This window comes from Anaerococcus sp. Marseille-P3625 (genome assembly GCF_900232825.1).
Classification (GTDB): Bacteria; Bacillota; Clostridia; order Tissierellales; family Peptoniphilaceae; genus Anaerococcus.
The window spans coordinates 914,973-931,394 of sequence record NZ_OCTP01000011.1 but is presented as its reverse complement, the minus strand read 5'-3'; the positions used below and the strand labels follow the sequence as shown (position 1 = coordinate 931,394).

The following is a 16,422-nucleotide window of genomic DNA, read 5'->3' as shown; positions in this document are numbered from 1 at the left end:
CTTTTTAAAAGACTAGCAGCTTTTAATTTTCTATCCCACAAGCAAGCTTTGCTAATTTATCGGCTTGGTCATTGTATTTATCGTTGGAATGGCCCTTTACTTTTATAAAATTTATTTTAATTTTCTCTCTTGCTTGGTCTATGAATTTTTTGTAAGATTTGGTAAGGTCGTTGTTTGTTTTCCACAATCCATCCGCCCAACTTGCTATTCCTTGGTAGTCGTGGTAGATAATTATTTGCTCTTTTTTATCCTCGATTGCTTTTGAGATTGCAAGCTCGCTTGCTTTTACTTCCCCAGCCACATTTCTATGAATGCTAAAGGAGTCATCAAAAGCTTTGTTTAGTTCAATTTCCTTACCTTCTACTAGATAAACAACTCCTGCTCCATAAACTTTGCTCTTTGGATTGTAAGATCCGTCAACATAGGCTACGGCGGAATTTTCGCTTATTTCTAATTCTTTTTCTAAATCATCCATGAAATTTTTTGCTTCATCTAAAGTCTTAAATGATTTGTAAATTGCACCACTATAGCCTTTAACTTCTTTTAAACACAAATCCCAGGACTCGTAGATCCCAGGATTTCTGCCTTTTTTTACTGCATAATATTTCATAAACTATCTTTATTTGCCCAATAGGTTACTTGACCAGGGCCGACTGTAAATACGCCGTTACCCTCATCATCTATTATTACATCTTCGTTCTTGCCAGAAAGATCGACATAAGTTGCACCTTTTTCGCTTTCTCCAACGTGCATTTGCTTTTCTGCCATGTCTTTGATGGAAATTAAAACTGCCAAAGGCTTATGATTCTCATCACCTCGTCTTACCCAACCAATTACTGCTGGATCGTCAAAGTAATTATCTTCTTCTCCGTAGTTGTATTTTTTTCTAACTTTCATCATATTATTTAGCAAATCATATTTTGGCTCGGTTTTTACATCACCATTTAGTCCATAGTAATCACCAGCAAAAATACATGGATAACCATCTTTTCTAAATAAAATCATAGCGTAGGCGATTTCTTTAAACCAGTCCTCAACCCAAGAATCAAGCGATTGACCTGGTTGGCTGTCGTGATTGTCGACAAAAGTTACAGCACAGGCAGGAAAATCAGCAACAATTGTGTTGTCGAAAATTTTTCTCATATCGTAATTGCCCATGGATTTGCTGGCTTCTTGCATGTGAAAATGTAAAGGCACGTCAAATAAATCTACATTGTAATCGGTAGTTTCAAGATATTTGCCTATTTCTTCTTTGTCATATTGCCAAAATTCTCCAAACAAATAGAAATTTTCTCTACCATTTTCCTTGATTATATGATTTGATAGGTCAGAAATAAAATTTGCAGAAATGTGTTTTAGGGCATCGTAGCGAAAACCATCGACATTAGTTTCATCTATAAACCAATCTACCCATTTGAAAATTTCTTCTCTTACTTCTGGATGTTCGTGGTCTATATCGCAATTCATTAAATAGTCAAAATTTCCCTTTTCATTTGAAACATCTTCATCCCAATATTTGCCATCGCCAAGTATCCTAAATATTGCAGAAGTGTCAGTTTTTACATCATAATCCACTCCTGTGAAATGGTAATAATGCCAAATCATATCGGAATATTTTTTATTTCTTCCCTTAAAATCAAAACCCGTCCAAGCTTCTATATCCATTGGCTCAGAAACGTCTTTTTCTCTGTTATTTTGATCAACCATGATAGCTTTAAATTCTTCTTTGAAATCGGCGTTGCCCTTGTGGTTTAGAACAACATCTGCATAGCATTTTATGCCTGCTTCTTGTAGGGCTTTTAAAGCTTTTAATAGTTCTTCTTTTGTTCCATATTTAGTTCTTATAGTGCCTTTTTGATCAAATTCTCCCAGATCCCATAGGTCGTAGATTCCATAACCTACGTCCATATCGGATCCGCCCTTGGTCATAGGTGGTAACCAAAGACCATCGATTCCATTTTCTTTTAGTTTTTTGGCATCTTCTGCTAATTTGTTATAAAAATTACCAGAGCCATCTGTGTCCCACTCAAAGGACTGCATCATTATTTCATTTGCCATATTTCCCTACTTACATATTTCTATAGATTTGCTAGCGCCAATTCTATTTGCGCCAGCTTCAACCATTTCCATGGCTTCCTTTTTGTTGTGGATACCTCCACTTGCCTTAACGCCGATATTTTCACCAACAGTTTTTCTCATCAATGAAATATCACTTGCTTTTGCTCCTCCCGTTGAAAATCCAGTTGAAGTTTTTACAAAATCTGCACCAGCTTTAACTGCAAGCTCGCAAGCCTTAATTTTTTCTTCATCTGTCAAAAGACAAGTTTCAATTATTACTTTTAAAACATTCTCCCCACAAGCTTCCTTACAAGCTTTTATATCGTTTAGAACATAATCGTAATCTTTTTCTTTTAGGCGACCTATTTCTATTACCATATCAATTTCACTTGCTCCATCTTCTATGGCAGTTTTTGCCTCGAAGGCTTTAGCTTTGGTAGACATGGCTCCAAGTGGGAAGCCTACAACAGCTGCAATTTTAATATCTTTGTTATAATCTTTTATAAATTTTACAAAAGAAGTATTTACACAGACGCTGTAAAAATCATTTGCCATCGCCTCATCTACAAGATTTTTTATATCCTCTTTTGTAGCTTCAGGCTTTAGGTTTGTGTGATCTATTAATCTATTTAATTTCATTTTTACTCCTTGGCATAGCTTATCATTGCTAAGGTTATATCATCTTTTTGTTCGCCGTAGGAGAATTTTTTTATTTCTCCATAAATTTTATCCAAATCTTTATGCTTACAAAATGAATTTTTTAATCTTTCAAGTCCAAATTCTTTTTTCTCTACACTTTCAGCTTCAACAGCTCCATCGGTAAAAAACAAAATTTTAGCCTCGTTAGTTAATGAAATGCTTATTTCATTATATTTATCTGGCTCTATAATATTTGAAATCATCCTACCAGTGGCATGAAGATATTGAAATTTGCCAAATTTGTCAACCATCATTGGTGGGCAATTGTGACCTGCATTGGAAAATGTAAGATAATGATTTTTTAGATCAAATATTCCCAACCAAGCAGTAAAATATTGAGAAGTGTAAATATCTAAATCTGTAAATTTTTTTCTAAGTTTTAGTAAGGCTTCAGAAGGAGAATAATTAGGATTTTTTTCAAAAATTGAACTTACGGAAACTTTTACAAACATAGTAAGAATTGAAGCTTTTACTCCATGACCCATAACATCTGCTATATAAAAAGCATATTTATCATCGTCAATTTTTATAATATCGTAAAGATCTCCAGATACATTTGTAGTCGGTAGATATATGCTTTTTAGATTGAGATTTGCATATTTTTTATCTTTTGGTAAGATTGAGGATTGGATTTTCCTTACAAATCTAACATCGTCAAGCATATTCCTATTAGCATCAAAAAGATCGATCTTCATATTGGTTTCTCGGGTGATGTCCCTAAAAACTTCCACTACGCCAGAATAATCCCCATCTATAACAATAGGTGAAGCCTTGATGCTATAGTATCTATCATCTATCAACTTTTCTTCTATTACAGTAGTATTTCTTATGGAGTCATTTTCGCTAGCTAGATTTAAGGGTATATTTTCATCAAGATAAATGCTTAAGCTTTCAGATTTTTTCCTAGCAAGGTCTAGCGAATTGTTGACAAAAATTGTCTTTGCTTGCAAATCGACAATCCTCACCCAATCATCCATAGAATTTAACACTGCAAAATTTTTATTATTAATTTTATCAATCAGTGTCTTTTCCATACCCTTACCTCGTTTTTATAAAAGTATAATTCTTATATTTAACTATATCATTTTATATGCCCTTTGGCAAATAATTTCACAAGGGATAAAGCTTGTAATTTCAAGCATTTAGGCCATTGACTAAATTCTATAGGAAAATAAAAAGAAGTCCTAAGAAATAAAGCTTATCATTAAGCCTATTTCCTAGGACTTAGCATTATATTATCTATTTAAATTCAAATCTACTAGTATTATCAAGGCTTGCTCCATCTACATATTTCTGATCAACTCCAAAGAAATATGTTAATACGAATCCACCTATATATCCAGCAATAAGGCCAGCTAGATAACCTAGCCATCTATTTTGGTAAATAAGTGGGATTAGTGCAATACCTGATGGTCCTATAGCTGTTGAGCCAATTGATCCTATAGCTCCTATGACAGCTCCACCGATACCACCACCGAGACAAGCTGTGATGAAAGCCTTGCCCATTGGTAGGGTTAGAGCATATATAAGTGGTTCGCCAATTCCTAAAAATCCTACAGGAAGTCCACCTTTGGCGATATTTGTAATTTGTTTGTTATTTCTACATTTTACAAGTATTGCAAGTGCAGCTCCTACTTGTCCAGCACCAGCCATTGCAAGTATTGGCAATAAATATGTCGCACCTTGTTGTTCAATCATTGCTACATGTATTGGTGTTAGGATTTGGTGAAGGCCAAGCATTACCATAGGTAAGAACAAGGCACCTAAGATAAATCCTGATACTGCCCCACCGATATTGATTACTCCGTTAATAAAACCAATTAGTCCATTTGATATGAGTCCAGCAAATGGCATGATGATAAACATCGTTAGAAGTCCTACTGCTAATAGTGATAGCATTGGAACTAAAATAATATCTAGGGAGTCTGGTATTATTTTGTGAAGGGCATTTTCAATCTTTGATAATAGGAAAACTGAAATTAGTACACCTATTACTCCACCTTGTCCTGCTGCAAGAGGTGTTCCCAAGAAAATATTACTTATAGGCATATCTGGATTCATACCTGTAAGGTAAACCATACCTCCAACAACGCCTCCAAGTCCCTCATTTGACCCAAAGACTTTTGCTGTGTTAATTCCTATAAAAATATTTAGGTAAGCATAAAGACCATTTTTCATGATATTTAAAATCTGAATAAGGTTATTTACACCATCACCTGTTAGTGTTCCAGCTGTTGCCATGTTTGACAAAACTGATGCTATACCACCTATAAGTCCAGCACCAACAAAGGCTGGTATTAGTGGAACAAATATTGAAGCTATGGTAGATGTAAACTTCTTAAAGCCACTTTGCTTTTGTTTTGCCTTGTAGGCTTCTTTGTTTTCTCTAGTTCTTCTTTCTAGGCTTTCTTTATCAGTTTCTGTTGCTAATTCTTCAGATAATTTTGCATTTGACATTTCTGCCATTGCCTTAGCAACTTTTTCACTTTTTCCTGGTCCCAATACTACTTGTATTTGGTCTCCTTCAACTAGGCCCATTACGCCCTCGCGAGATTTGATGGCACCGTAGTTTACCTTGCTAGAATCCTTGACTTTTACTCTAACTCTTGTCATACAATTGATAACTTCTATGAGGTTAGCGCTACCTCCAAAGTCATCGACTAATAATTTTGCTAATGTATTATTATCCATTACAAATCCTCTCTTATAAATCCTTTATTATTTTCAAGAATTTTTATAGACTCTTCATAGTCTACATTCTTTGTAGCCATTATTATTGCAGCTTTTACATTGTTATTAGCTTGGCTTAGTATCTTTTTTGACGATTCATAATCATATCCACTAATTTCGCTAATAATTTTTGTTGCCCTATCTACTAGCTTCTCGTTAGTTGGTTTTAAGTCGACCATAAGATTGTCATAAACTTTTCCAATTTTAATCATGGCAGTAGTCGTAATCATATTTAGAACCATCTTTGTTGCTGTACCAGCTTTCATACGAGTTGATCCGCTCAATACTTCTGCACCGGTTTCTACTTCTATTGGATAGTCAGAATATTCAGAAATCTTAGCATCCTTGTTGCAGGCTATAGAACCAGTCTTTGCTCCAATTTCTTTGGCGTATTCTACTGCTCCAATAGAATATGGGGTCCTCCCACTAGCAGCAATACCAATTACAAAATCCTTATTAGTTAAATTTGCCTTTTGTAAATCTACTTTTGCAGCTTCTTTGGAATCTTCTGCATTTTCTATAGGGTTTCTTAGAGCGTCATCGCCCCCTGCTATAAGACCTGTTACCATATTGGGATCTACTGAAAATGTAGGAACTGTTTCAGATGCATCCAAAACTCCTAACCTACCACTTGTACCAGCTCCCAAGTAAAATAATCTACCACCTTCGGAAAATGTATTGATAAGTTCATCTACCAAAGCTTCAATTTGATCCATGGCATCTTTTACCCTATAGGCTATTTTCTGATCTTCTGTATTGATAATTTCCAAAATTTCTCTAGTTGATTTTAAATCCAAATCATAACTTATAGGATTCCTATCTTCTGTCGAATTCAACAATATCACCTCCTTTTATCAAATCTAAAATACCTATATAAGACTCATCAACCCTGCCAATAAGGTTTCTATCTTCACATATGCCTAAGTCTTTTCTTACAATTTCAATCTCTCCTGCATATCTTCCTGACAAATTGTTCAAAATAACAAGGTATCCCCTCTTGATTTGCCTTGGCTGGTCTGGACTGACATCCTTTTTCTCTCTTTCGTTTCTAATAATATAGTCACTTATATCATTCCTAACTTTTATTTTTGATAAATAATCATAATCATTTTCCCAAATAATAGGTAGGCTTATAATTCCATCATTTATAAATTTAACTATGCAATTTTTGCTATAATTATCTACATCTTCAGCCAATATAATTTCATCCATTTTATATTTTCTTTTATGTTTTACTAAAGTCAGATAGTGGTTTATATACCTATCGTCTTCTAGTGTAGGTAGGCCTTCAAAAACTGGCCCACGAAGTTCTGTGTTTCCTTGGATAAAGCTTGCAACTCTTATGCCAAAAGATTTATAAGTTCATTTTGATTTAGGAAATATTCTTGGGATAGACCAGAAAAAACTAGCGGATAGTAATTATGAATTGCTATCATATTTGCCATATTTGCACCTGCTCTTGCCAAGTCTTCCAAAAACTTGTAATTAACAGTAGAGGCGTTTATGGCTATTTGACTCTTCTTTGAAAGACTGGCAATCTCTCTTAGATTAAATCCAAAATCTAGCCTAATAATCAAATCCATATCTAGTAAATCTGGGTGGTCCTTTAGGGTTTGATTGTTGATATCTACACAAATTTCAAGATTTTTAGCTCTAGATTTTAAATCCAAAAACCTCTCATAAGTTTGATCACTTGCTGAATAATGCAAGGATGTAAATAACAAATCAAAGCCATTAAACTTCTCTATTTGTTTTTCAAAATCACTTTCTTTTTCAAAGTATAAAGAATATCCTAACATTTACTTATCCTTTAGTTTGTTCGTCAGTAGTTTTGATGTTCTCATATTTTCATTAACTTTTTCTGTGTTTGCAGCAACATAGCCATAATAAAGAATATCTGTTATTATCTGTGATGATAGTCGCGAAGAAATAGCACCATATCTCATTTCTCTTTCTATTTCTGGAATAAGCAAAAGTTCATTGGAATTATTAGCCAAAGCACTATTTTGAGTCTTGCTAATGCTTATAACTTTTGCCCCTACTTTTTTGGCATATTCTGATGCAATCAAAATTTCCTTAGTTAGGCCAGAATAACTAATGCCTATCAGCAAATCGTCCTTATCTATATTGCTAACTAGGGCAAGATTGGTATGGGCATCTACTTGATAGAAGACCTTTTTACCAGATCTTTGTAATTTGTAGGAAAAATCCTCACATATTAGTCCAGAACTTCCTACTCCAGCAAGATAGATATTATTAGCCTTGTTAATATCTGCTATAGCCCTATTTATAGCTTCAGTATTAATTAGAGCATATGTTTTTTCCACAGTAGCTAAAACATTATTCTTACTTTTTGAGATAATATTTTCTATGCTTTCGTTTTTTGATATGACCTCATCCAATAAGAATTCATTTTTTTCTTCAAGCGATTTTGCAACATCGATTTTAAAATCTATATATCCCTTGTAGCCTATCTTTTTGATAAATCTTATTATAGCTGATTGACTAGTTTTGATAATCTCTGCAAGTTGTAAGGTATTATAATTTACTATTTGCTCGGGATTATCTATTATATATTCACCTATTTTTTTATCAGATGGAGTAAATTCATCCCATCTTTCTTTTATTTTTATTAAATAATCCATAGCACTCCTATAAAGAAAAGCTTTTCTTAGGTTAATTATAACCCTATGAATAATAATTTCAAGCCTTAGAATGTATTTATGAATAATTATTTTATATACTCAATTACCTCTAGTAAAGAATCTACTTGCCTATCTGCTGTAAAAGTTCTTTCAAAAGATTTGTCGTGGATTATGAGATAGTCTATGCCACTTGCCTTTGCAGCCAAGTATCCATTGTGGGAATCCTCAAGTATTAAGGCACGACTTTTATCAACATTGGCTATTTGCGCCGTCTTTTCAAATATTTCTGGATTAGGTTTGCTGTTTTCAAAATCTTCCCCAGATACTACAAAGTCAAAATAGTCTTTTATATTTTCTTTTTCTATTAAATATAGGATTTTTTCTCTATCAGATGATGATGCTATACAGGCTCTTATGCCACTTGCTTTTAGAAAGTCTAATAGCTCAACAAGTCCTTCTTTTTTTATTGAATCCTCGTAGTTTTTTAATCCTTCTTTTCTATAAGCATTAATTTCGTCACGCAAACTCTTAGCTTTATCATAGTCTCCTAAAATTTTGGCAAACTCATCTCTAACATTGTCTTCATTCATTCCGGCAATTCTGTTGCGAGTTGCTATATCAAAGCGAAAATTGTACTTATTCTCAAAGGCTTTCCAAGATTGGTAATAGAAAATCTCAGTATCAAACATCAACCCATCCATATCAAATATTATCAAATCATATTTCATATCAACCCTCCTTTATGTCTATTATTTACCCAATGTAAATTTTCACAATATCTCTACATATTTTTTAAAAGAGAAAAACTCACAATACTGTATAATACTGTGAGTTTTCCCCTAAATATATTATTTACTATTTTGTTGGATCCTATAGAATTAGTATCCTAGTATACTTTCATATTCCTTTAGAACAAGTTTTGATTGTTCCTGTAAATCTACAGATTCTTTGAGCAAACTTTCAAGTTGGCCTCTTACATCTTTTACTGTATTCGGTGTATATTTTAGTAAAATTCTTATAGCTTGAGCATAGATTTCATTCTCATTTAGGGCAAGTTTTAGTTTGTAGTAAGAATCTTCTAAATCTAATCTGTGATAGAAACCTTCACTAACGTACTTATAACCTTTTGCTACGTATATTAAATCACTTGATGAATCTTCTGACTCTTCCTTGCTGTGAGGAGGTTTTGCTGGATTGATTGGATTTTCACTTTCATTTTCTTTTGATGGTTTTTGCTTGCGAGAAGTATTTAAAGCTACCGCCTCATTGTATATATCGTAAATCTCAGCATTAGTCTTTGCCTTATCCATTCTTTCTTTGAATGATTCTTTTTCTGCATAGCTTAGTTTAGACAAGGTCAAAAGATTATTTAAGAACATATCTTTGTAATCTTTATTTACAGACGAGTCTTCAGGCTTCTTGTCTCGTGAGTTATTTAAATCAATAGCTTGGTTATAGATATCATAGATTTCACCATTGGTTTTTGCTTTTTCTATTCTCTCTTTGAATGCTTCCTTTTCCTCATCTGTTAATTTTGATAGGCTTAGAAGGTTTTCTAAGAACATGTCCTTGTAATCCTCATCTATTGTTGGTGTCTCTGGATCTTGAGGATTTTCTGGTTCTTGAGGGTTTTCTGAGGCTTTTTTAGCTTCTTCTAATATACCAGTTATAGCGCCTTTTGTTGGTGCCTTGTCTATTTGCTCTTTGAATGATTCTTTTTCTTTTTCTGTTAGTTTGTCTCCGTAATCATCTATTTCTTTTTTTGCATTTTCTTTATCTTTTGCAAAGTTTTCTTCTCTTTCTTTCTTTTCTCTGTCGTATTCTGCATCTTGGTTTGCTGAGTATGCTTTGTTATATGCTTTGTTTACTTCAGCTTCACTTGTTGCATTTGCTATTTCTTCTTTTGCTGCTGCTTTTTCTGCTTCTGTTAGGTCGGATAGACCATCTATTTTGTCGCTATATTTCTTTTTATAGTCTTCAAATTCCTTAGCTTTGTCTGCTTCTGTTGAACCATTGCCTGGATTTTCTTCACCTGGTGTTGGTGAATTTTCTAAAGCTTTTATTTGTTCTTGAATGGCTGCAATTTTTTTATCCAATTCAAGCATTTGTGCATCACATTCTTCTATTACCTTTCTGTCTTTCTGATCCCATATTTCATATTGTTTTAATTTTTCCTCAGGTAATTCGGATACCTTTCTATTATCTTCTCTCCAATTAATAGCATTTTTAGATTGAGCTTTTTTTCTATCTATCTCATTTTTTTCATTTTTTAGTTGTGTAATTTGAGCTTTAAGCTCTTCTATTGTTGGTTGACTTTCTGAAGCATAGGCAACATTTATATTGCTATTAGCTAGGTATGCTCCACTAAAAACTAAACCTGCTGATAATGCTACAGCTAATACTTTATTATTTTTCATATTGTTCTCCTATTATAAAATTTAATATATTAATTTCACTATTACTGTATGCCGATAATATAAGTTTACAACGGAAATATGTAAGGTTTGTGTTAAGTTTTTGTAATGATTTTGAAATTTTTATATTTTGAATAAGTTTCATTAAAAGTTTGTTAGTATTAATTTTTTTTTATTATTAAACAATGATTATAATAATTATTTACTTGCATTGCTGTAAATCATAATACATCTTCTCAGTGTCAAATATAAGTCCATCCATATCAAAAATTATAAATTCATAGTTCATATTATCTCCTCATAATAACTTTACGCTAAAATCGGCAAAATAAAAAGCACCTTTGTTTTACAAAGATGCTAGCTCTCTACTTTAAAATTGGCATTTTAGATTTGACATATTTTGACGCACAATTTCTTGGCATATAAGGCCGAGCTTGCGGTCTTATATGTAACAGAGATTTAATATTTTATTTTCAATAGATTATTAAACTAACTCTAAAATAGCCATTTCAGAGCCGTCACCTCTTCTTGGTCCTAGTTTAAGTACTCTTGTGTATCCACCATTTCTTTCGGCATATTCTGGTGCGATTTCATCAAATAGTTTTTGTACTGTTGATGGTTTATATATATAGCTTGCTGCTTGACGTCTGGTGTGAAGAGTGTTTTTTTTGCCAAGTGTAATCATTTTTTCAGCTACTTTTTGTGTTTCTTTAGCACGAGTAACAGTAGTTTGTATTCTACCATTATCGAATAAAGATGTCACTTGGTTGCGAATTAATGCTTGTCTATGGTCACTTCTTCTGCCAAGTTTTCTTTTATTAGCCATTCTTACCTCCTATTCATCTCTTAGTTTTAGTCCCATTTCATGGACTTTATCTTTTACTTCTTCTAACGATTTTCTGCCAAAGTTTTTGATAGTCTTTAGTTCAGCTTCTGATTTGTCAACTATATCGCTAACTGTGTCAAATCCTGCTCTTTTTAAACAGTTAAATGAACGTAGAGATAAGTCCAACTCTTCTATAGTTTTGTTTAATGCTGAATCATTTACTTGTTCAATAACTTCTTCATCGATTTCTTCAACTGCTTCTTGCTCATCTTCAAATGAAACATTTGGTAGATCTCTGAAATAATTGAAGTCATCTATTAATATCTCAGCTCCTTGGCTAAGAGCTTCTTGAGGAGTTATTGTTCCATTAGTCCAAACTTCTATTATAAGTTTGTCATAATCAGTAATCTCCCCTACTCTAGTATTTTCAACTAAGTAGTTTACTTTCTCAACTGGAGTAAATGATGAATCTATTGCGATTGTTCCTATAGGATCAGATTCAGATTTGTTAAATTCTGCTACTCTATATCCCTTACCATTTGTAACTTCCATAGAAATAAATAACTTAGCTTTATCATTTACTGTTGCAATGTAATGCTCTGGATTTGCAATTTCAATTGATGAATCTTTGCTAATATCTTTTGCAGTTACAATCTTAGGTCCTTCGATTTCTAAAAACAAAGTAACATCTTCATCACTATGGTTTTTTATATCTAGTCCTTTTAGATTTAGTATGATTTCAGGAACGTCTTCTACTACTCCATCAATAACTGAAAATTCATGAAGTACGCCTTCTATTAGAATTTTAGAGACGCTAGAACCAGGTAAAGATGATAATAAAACCCTTCTCATGCTGTTTCCGATGGTTGTACCATAGCCTCGCTCAAGTGGATATAAGGCAAATTTACCATAATTGTCTTTTTCGTCTATATCCAATATTTCTATTTTAGTATCTAATTTTTCGATCATGGTAACTCCTAAAGTCTCAACTTTAATTATTATTATTTAGAGTAGAACTCTACGATCATACGTTCTTCTACTGGAATATCTATTTCTTCTCTTGTAGGATATCTATTGATTGTGACTTTTAAGTTTTCTAAATCAGAACTCATCCAATCAACAACTCCAAATGTAGCGTTTACTTCTCTGATTGTTTTAAATAAGCTTTTGCTTCTTGATTTTTCGCGTACTTCTATAACATCTCCTTCTTTTACTAAGTATGAAGGAATGTCTACTCTTATGCCATTTACTAGTAAATGTCCATGAGTTACTATTTGTCTTGCTTCACGACGTGTTCTTGCAAGACCTGATCTAAATGCTATATTATCAAGTCTTCTCTCGCAAAGGATTATAAGTTGTTCACCTGTTTGTCCTTTGATCTTTGTAGCTTTTTCATAGTATCCTCTAAATTGCTTTTCAGATACTCCATAGATAAATTTAGCTTTTTGTTTTTCTCTTTGTTGCATACCATAGTCGCTCATTTTTCCACGTCTTTGTGGTAATGTTCTTTTGCTTTCGCCTGTATATCCTAGGTATGCTGGAGAAATTCCTAAAGCTCTTGCTCTTTTATATACTGGATCTTTTGATACTGCCATGATTTCTCCTTACTACACTCTTCTTCTTTTTGGTGGTCTACATCCGTTGTGTGGAATTGGTGTTACATCTTTGATCATTGTAACTTCAAGTCCTGCTGCTTGTAAGCTTCTGATTGCAGACTCACGTCCTGAACCTGGTCCTTTTACATATACTTCTACTGTTTTAAGTCCAAAGTCCATTGCTTTTTTTGCAGCTACTTCTGCAGCTTCTTGTGCAGCAAATGGTGTAGATTTTCTACTTCCTCTGAATCCTAATTGTCCAGCAGATGCCCAAGATAAGGCATTACCTTGCATATCTGTAAGGGTGACCATTGTATTGTTGAATGTTGAGTTAATGTGAGCTTGGCCACGTTCAACATTTTTCTTAACTCTTCTTTTTCTAGAAGTTTTGCTTTTTTGAGCCATTTATTCTCCTTAACCCTTTCTTCCTTTTCTTGTTCTAGCGTTGTTTTTTGTGTTTTGTCCTCTTACTGGAAGACCTGCTTTGTGTCTTAGACCTCTATAGCAGTTGATTTCGCGAAGCGCTCTGATATTCATAGAAGTTTCACGACGTAAATCACCTTCTATGGTGTATTTGTTTAGTTGTTCACGAATTTTTCCTAATTCTTCTTCAGTAAGGTCTTTCATTTTTGTGTCAGGGTTGATTCCTGTGTTTTTAAGTATTTCGTTTGCAGTTGCACGACCTATACCGTAAATATAGGTAAGGCCAATTTCTGCTCTTTTTTCTCTAGGTAAATCTATACCAGCTATTCTTGGCATTTAACCCTCCTAACCTTGTCTTTGTTTGTGTTTTGGATTGCTGCAAATTACCATAACTTTACCATTTCTTTTGATAATTTTGCATTTGTCACACATTTTTTTTACTGATGCTCTAACTTTCATTTATTTCTCCTTGATTTTCTAGTTGACTTACTCAATTATTGAATTTCTTTTTGAAGAAAGTTTGCTTTCTAATATGGATTTGCTTGTTCTATCGCAACTTCGCTTATCTCAGAGATGAAAAACACTCCCTTTTGAAGTTTTTTTCTCTACTTATAAGCGTTTCTTCCTCTCGCTAGCCACTACGTGCCTAGCTCGCTTAGTTTTTCGGGCTCTCTTGATGCTTCGCATCTGCGTTTGTCTCGAAAATGAGATTTTATTCTAAAATCTCACCCATGAGCGTGGGACTACTTCCTTCTCCAAGTTATTCTTCCTTGTGTTAGGTCATATGGAGATAGTTCTACTGTTACGGTATCTCCTTCTAAAATTCTTATACTATTCATACGAAGTTTGCCTGAGATATGGGCTTGTATTTCGTGACCATTGTCTAGTTCTACTTTAAATATTGCATTTGGTAGAGCTTCTCTTACAACTCCTGTGACTTCTATAGCATCTTTTTTTGACATATGTTAAACCTCCTTTGGCTCTGAAACATGTCTTATAAAATTTAATTTTTGCCTTATTTTTTAATAAGACATATTTTAGAAACTACTAAGAGATTCATTTCTGTAATCTTTTTGTCTCATAAATTAGTTTATTTCCCCTAATTTATTTTCAAATTCTTTATAAACTTCATCTGGTTTTTTGGTTCCGTCAATACTCTTTAATATACCTTTTTTGCTGTAATAATCAATGAGTACAGAGGTTTGATTGTTATATACTTCAATTCTATTTTTTACAGTTTCTATGCTGTCATCTACTCTTTGGATAAGCTCACTTCCACATTTATCGCATATTCCTTCTTTTTTAGGAGGATTGTTTACTAGGTGGTAGGTTGCTCCACATTCTGGACAAGTTCTTCTTCCTGTTAGTCTTTGGATTAGAATTTCATCACTTACATCAAAGTAAATTACCATATCTATTTTTTGATTTCTTTCTTTCATTCCATCATCCAAGGCTTGGCCTTGGCTTATTGTTCTTGGAAATCCATCAAATAGTATGATTTTTTCGTCATTTTCTTTTGTTTCTAGTGAATCAAATTTATCCCATAACAAGTCGATTGTTACTTGATCTGGTACTAATTCACCTTTGTCCATGTATTCTTTCGCTTTTAATCCTAGTGGAGTTTTGTTAGATAGGTTGTATCTAAATAAATCTCCTGTTGATATTTGAACTGCATTTTTGTTTTCTAAAATTTTGTTTGAAAGTGTGCCCTTGCCAGCTCCTGGAGGGCCTAACAATATAATATTCATTTTTTACCTATTTAAAAACCCTTTGTATTGCTTCATTGTCATCATTGCTTCTATTTGTTTTACAGTTTCAATTATTACTCCTACTACGATGATTACTGATGAACCACCGAATGATATTGTTAATCCCAATAGTTTTGAAGAAATTGCAGGGATTATTGTTAGTAGGGCAAGTGCAATTGATCCTATAAATGTTATTCTTGTAGCAACTTTTGCCAAATAATCACTGGTAGGTTTTCCAGGTCTAATTCCAGGAATAAATCCACCGTTTTGTTGAAGTTGCTTTGCGTATTCTACAGTGTTAAATTGTATTTGATTATAAAAATAAGCAAATATTAAAATTAAGGCTGATTGAATTAGCAAGTAAACAGCAAATCCAATTGTGGTGTTTTGGAAAAAGTTTGTTATTCCAGATTGTCCACCTTTGCCAAAAAATAGTGATACTGTTGATGGTATTGCTAATACTGCTGATGCAAAGATTATCGGCATTACTCCACCCATATTTACTTTTACTGGTATATGAGTTGATTGACCACCGTACATTTTACGTCCAACTATTCTTTTTGCGTATTGAATAGGGATTCTTCTTTCACCTTCAGATATTAATACGACTGCTATTACTATTAGTACTACTATTATTGCCATTATTATTATCGGAAGATAGTTTACTAGTCCATAATGAAGTTGTGATTTCCAACGACCTAATGTTTTTGGAAAGGATGCTATGATACCCATAAAGATTATTAAACTTGTACCATTTCCAAGTCCTTTTTCTGTTATGGTTTCACCCATCCATGTTACAAACATTGTTCCACCGATTAGAACTACGTTCATTACTAATTTTTGGAATGTCGTTGCGCTTGATAAAGCAGCTCCATATAAACCATTTGTTACTGCTATAGATTGAAATATTGCTAAAAATATTGTTACATATCTAGTATATTTTTGAATTTGTTTACGTCCTTGTTCACCTTCACGAGTTAGTTCTTCAAGTCGTGGAATTACTACTGTTAGTAGTTGCATTACGATTGAAGCTGTGATGTAAGGTTGTACTCCTAGGGCGAAAACTGAAAGTGTTGATAGGCCTCCACCTGTTAGCATATTAAGATAATCTACTAATGTGCCTTGGACATTTGAATAAGCATTTTTAAGTGCTTCTGGATCTATAAATGGTATTGGAATATTATTTCCTAACCTATAGATTAGCAACATTAGTAGAGTAAAATAGAATTTCTTTCTAATTTCTACTTCTTTTGATGCTTTTTTTATTGTTTCTAGCATTGCTTA

19 protein-coding genes and 1 pseudogene are annotated in these 16,422 nt (G+C 33.2%); all 20 read right to left on the bottom strand.

Annotated elements, in window-relative coordinates; all coding sequences use genetic code 11:
* Positions 1 to 22: 22 nt before the first annotated feature.
* Complete coding sequence (locus CS884_RS09795) at positions 23 to 610, bottom strand: viroplasmin family protein (RefSeq protein WP_099321635.1); 588 nt, start codon at positions 608 to 610, stop codon at positions 23 to 25.
* Positions 607 to 2,058, bottom strand: coding sequence for an alpha-amylase (locus CS884_RS09790; protein WP_099321634.1), 1,452 nt, complete (start codon positions 2,056 to 2,058; stop codon positions 607 to 609). The genes CS884_RS09795 and CS884_RS09790 overlap by 4 nt, the downstream gene beginning before the upstream one ends.
* A 6-nt stretch (positions 2,059 to 2,064) precedes the next feature.
* Complete coding sequence (gene deoC, locus CS884_RS09785; protein WP_099321633.1) at positions 2,065 to 2,697, bottom strand: deoxyribose-phosphate aldolase; 633 nt, start codon at positions 2,695 to 2,697, stop codon at positions 2,065 to 2,067.
* Between the two features lie 2 nt (positions 2,698 to 2,699).
* On the bottom strand, positions 2,700 to 3,791 hold the full coding sequence (locus CS884_RS09780) for a PP2C family protein-serine/threonine phosphatase (protein WP_099321632.1): 1,092 nt from the start codon (positions 3,789 to 3,791) through the stop codon (positions 2,700 to 2,702).
* 205 nt (positions 3,792 to 3,996) lie between these two features.
* Positions 3,997 to 5,448, bottom strand: a complete 1,452-nt coding sequence (locus CS884_RS09775; RefSeq protein ID WP_099321631.1) for a PTS transporter subunit EIIC — start codon at positions 5,446 to 5,448, stop codon at positions 3,997 to 3,999.
* Entirely contained in the window at positions 5,448 to 6,332 is an 885-nt protein-coding gene (gene murQ, locus CS884_RS09770) for an N-acetylmuramic acid 6-phosphate etherase (protein WP_257875782.1), read from the bottom strand. The genes CS884_RS09775 and murQ overlap by 1 nt, the downstream gene beginning before the upstream one ends.
* Positions 6,304 to 6,699 (bottom strand): phospho-sugar glycosidase domain-containing protein, encoded by a 396-nt coding sequence (locus CS884_RS09765; protein WP_219350589.1) that lies wholly within the window; start codon positions 6,697 to 6,699, stop codon positions 6,304 to 6,306. Before CS884_RS09765 ends, murQ begins: the two co-directional genes overlap by 29 nt.
* Positions 6,700 to 6,732: 33 nt before the next feature.
* Positions 6,733 to 7,286, bottom strand: a pseudogene (locus CS884_RS09760) (MupG family TIM beta-alpha barrel fold protein); the annotation flags it as partial.
* On the bottom strand, positions 7,287 to 8,132 hold the full coding sequence (locus CS884_RS09755; protein ID WP_099321628.1) for a MurR/RpiR family transcriptional regulator: 846 nt from the start codon (positions 8,130 to 8,132) through the stop codon (positions 7,287 to 7,289). It abuts the pseudogene before it with no gap.
* Positions 8,133 to 8,218: 86 nt separating this feature from the next.
* The gene (locus CS884_RS09750; protein ID WP_099321627.1) at positions 8,219 to 8,860 is read right to left on the bottom strand and encodes an HAD family phosphatase; all 642 of its coding nucleotides are present in this window, start codon (positions 8,858 to 8,860) and stop codon (positions 8,219 to 8,221) included.
* A gap of 150 nt (positions 8,861 to 9,010) precedes the next feature.
* A complete protein-coding gene (locus CS884_RS09745; RefSeq protein ID WP_099321626.1) occupies positions 9,011 to 10,549 on the bottom strand; it encodes a GA module-containing protein in 1,539 nt (512 codons plus the stop codon).
* Positions 10,550 to 11,030: 481 nt separating this feature from the next.
* Positions 11,031 to 11,372: a 50S ribosomal protein L17 gene (gene rplQ, locus CS884_RS09740; protein WP_099321625.1), complete on the bottom strand. Its 342-nt coding sequence runs from the start codon at positions 11,370 to 11,372 to the stop codon at positions 11,031 to 11,033.
* Between the two features lie 9 nt (positions 11,373 to 11,381).
* Positions 11,382 to 12,341: a DNA-directed RNA polymerase subunit alpha gene (locus CS884_RS09735; RefSeq protein WP_099321624.1), complete on the bottom strand. Its 960-nt coding sequence runs from the start codon at positions 12,339 to 12,341 to the stop codon at positions 11,382 to 11,384.
* 32 nt (positions 12,342 to 12,373) lie between these two features.
* Positions 12,374 to 12,967, bottom strand: a complete 594-nt coding sequence (rpsD, locus tag CS884_RS09730) for a 30S ribosomal protein S4 (protein WP_099321623.1) — start codon at positions 12,965 to 12,967, stop codon at positions 12,374 to 12,376.
* Between the two features lie 12 nt (positions 12,968 to 12,979).
* Positions 12,980 to 13,372, bottom strand: coding sequence for a 30S ribosomal protein S11 (gene rpsK / locus CS884_RS09725; protein WP_099321622.1), 393 nt, complete (start codon positions 13,370 to 13,372; stop codon positions 12,980 to 12,982).
* Positions 13,373 to 13,381: 9 nt separating this feature from the next.
* Positions 13,382 to 13,726: a 30S ribosomal protein S13 gene (rpsM, locus tag CS884_RS09720; protein ID WP_099321621.1), complete on the bottom strand. Its 345-nt coding sequence runs from the start codon at positions 13,724 to 13,726 to the stop codon at positions 13,382 to 13,384.
* A gap of 9 nt (positions 13,727 to 13,735) precedes the next feature.
* Positions 13,736 to 13,849 carry a 50S ribosomal protein L36 gene (rpmJ, locus tag CS884_RS09715; protein ID WP_099321620.1) on the bottom strand — a complete coding sequence of 38 codons (114 nt, stop codon included), beginning with the start codon at positions 13,847 to 13,849 and terminating at the stop codon, positions 13,736 to 13,738.
* A gap of 284 nt (positions 13,850 to 14,133) precedes the next feature.
* The gene (gene infA / locus CS884_RS09710; protein ID WP_099321619.1) at positions 14,134 to 14,352 is read right to left on the bottom strand and encodes a translation initiation factor IF-1; all 219 of its coding nucleotides are present in this window, start codon (positions 14,350 to 14,352) and stop codon (positions 14,134 to 14,136) included.
* 123 nt (positions 14,353 to 14,475) lie between these two features.
* Positions 14,476 to 15,138, bottom strand: coding sequence for an adenylate kinase (locus tag CS884_RS09705; protein ID WP_099321618.1), 663 nt, complete (start codon positions 15,136 to 15,138; stop codon positions 14,476 to 14,478).
* Positions 15,139 to 15,141: 3 nt separating this feature from the next.
* Positions 15,142 to 16,416 (bottom strand): preprotein translocase subunit SecY, encoded by a 1,275-nt coding sequence (secY, locus tag CS884_RS09700; protein ID WP_099321617.1) that lies wholly within the window; start codon positions 16,414 to 16,416, stop codon positions 15,142 to 15,144.
* Positions 16,417 to 16,422: the final 6 nt, after the last annotated feature.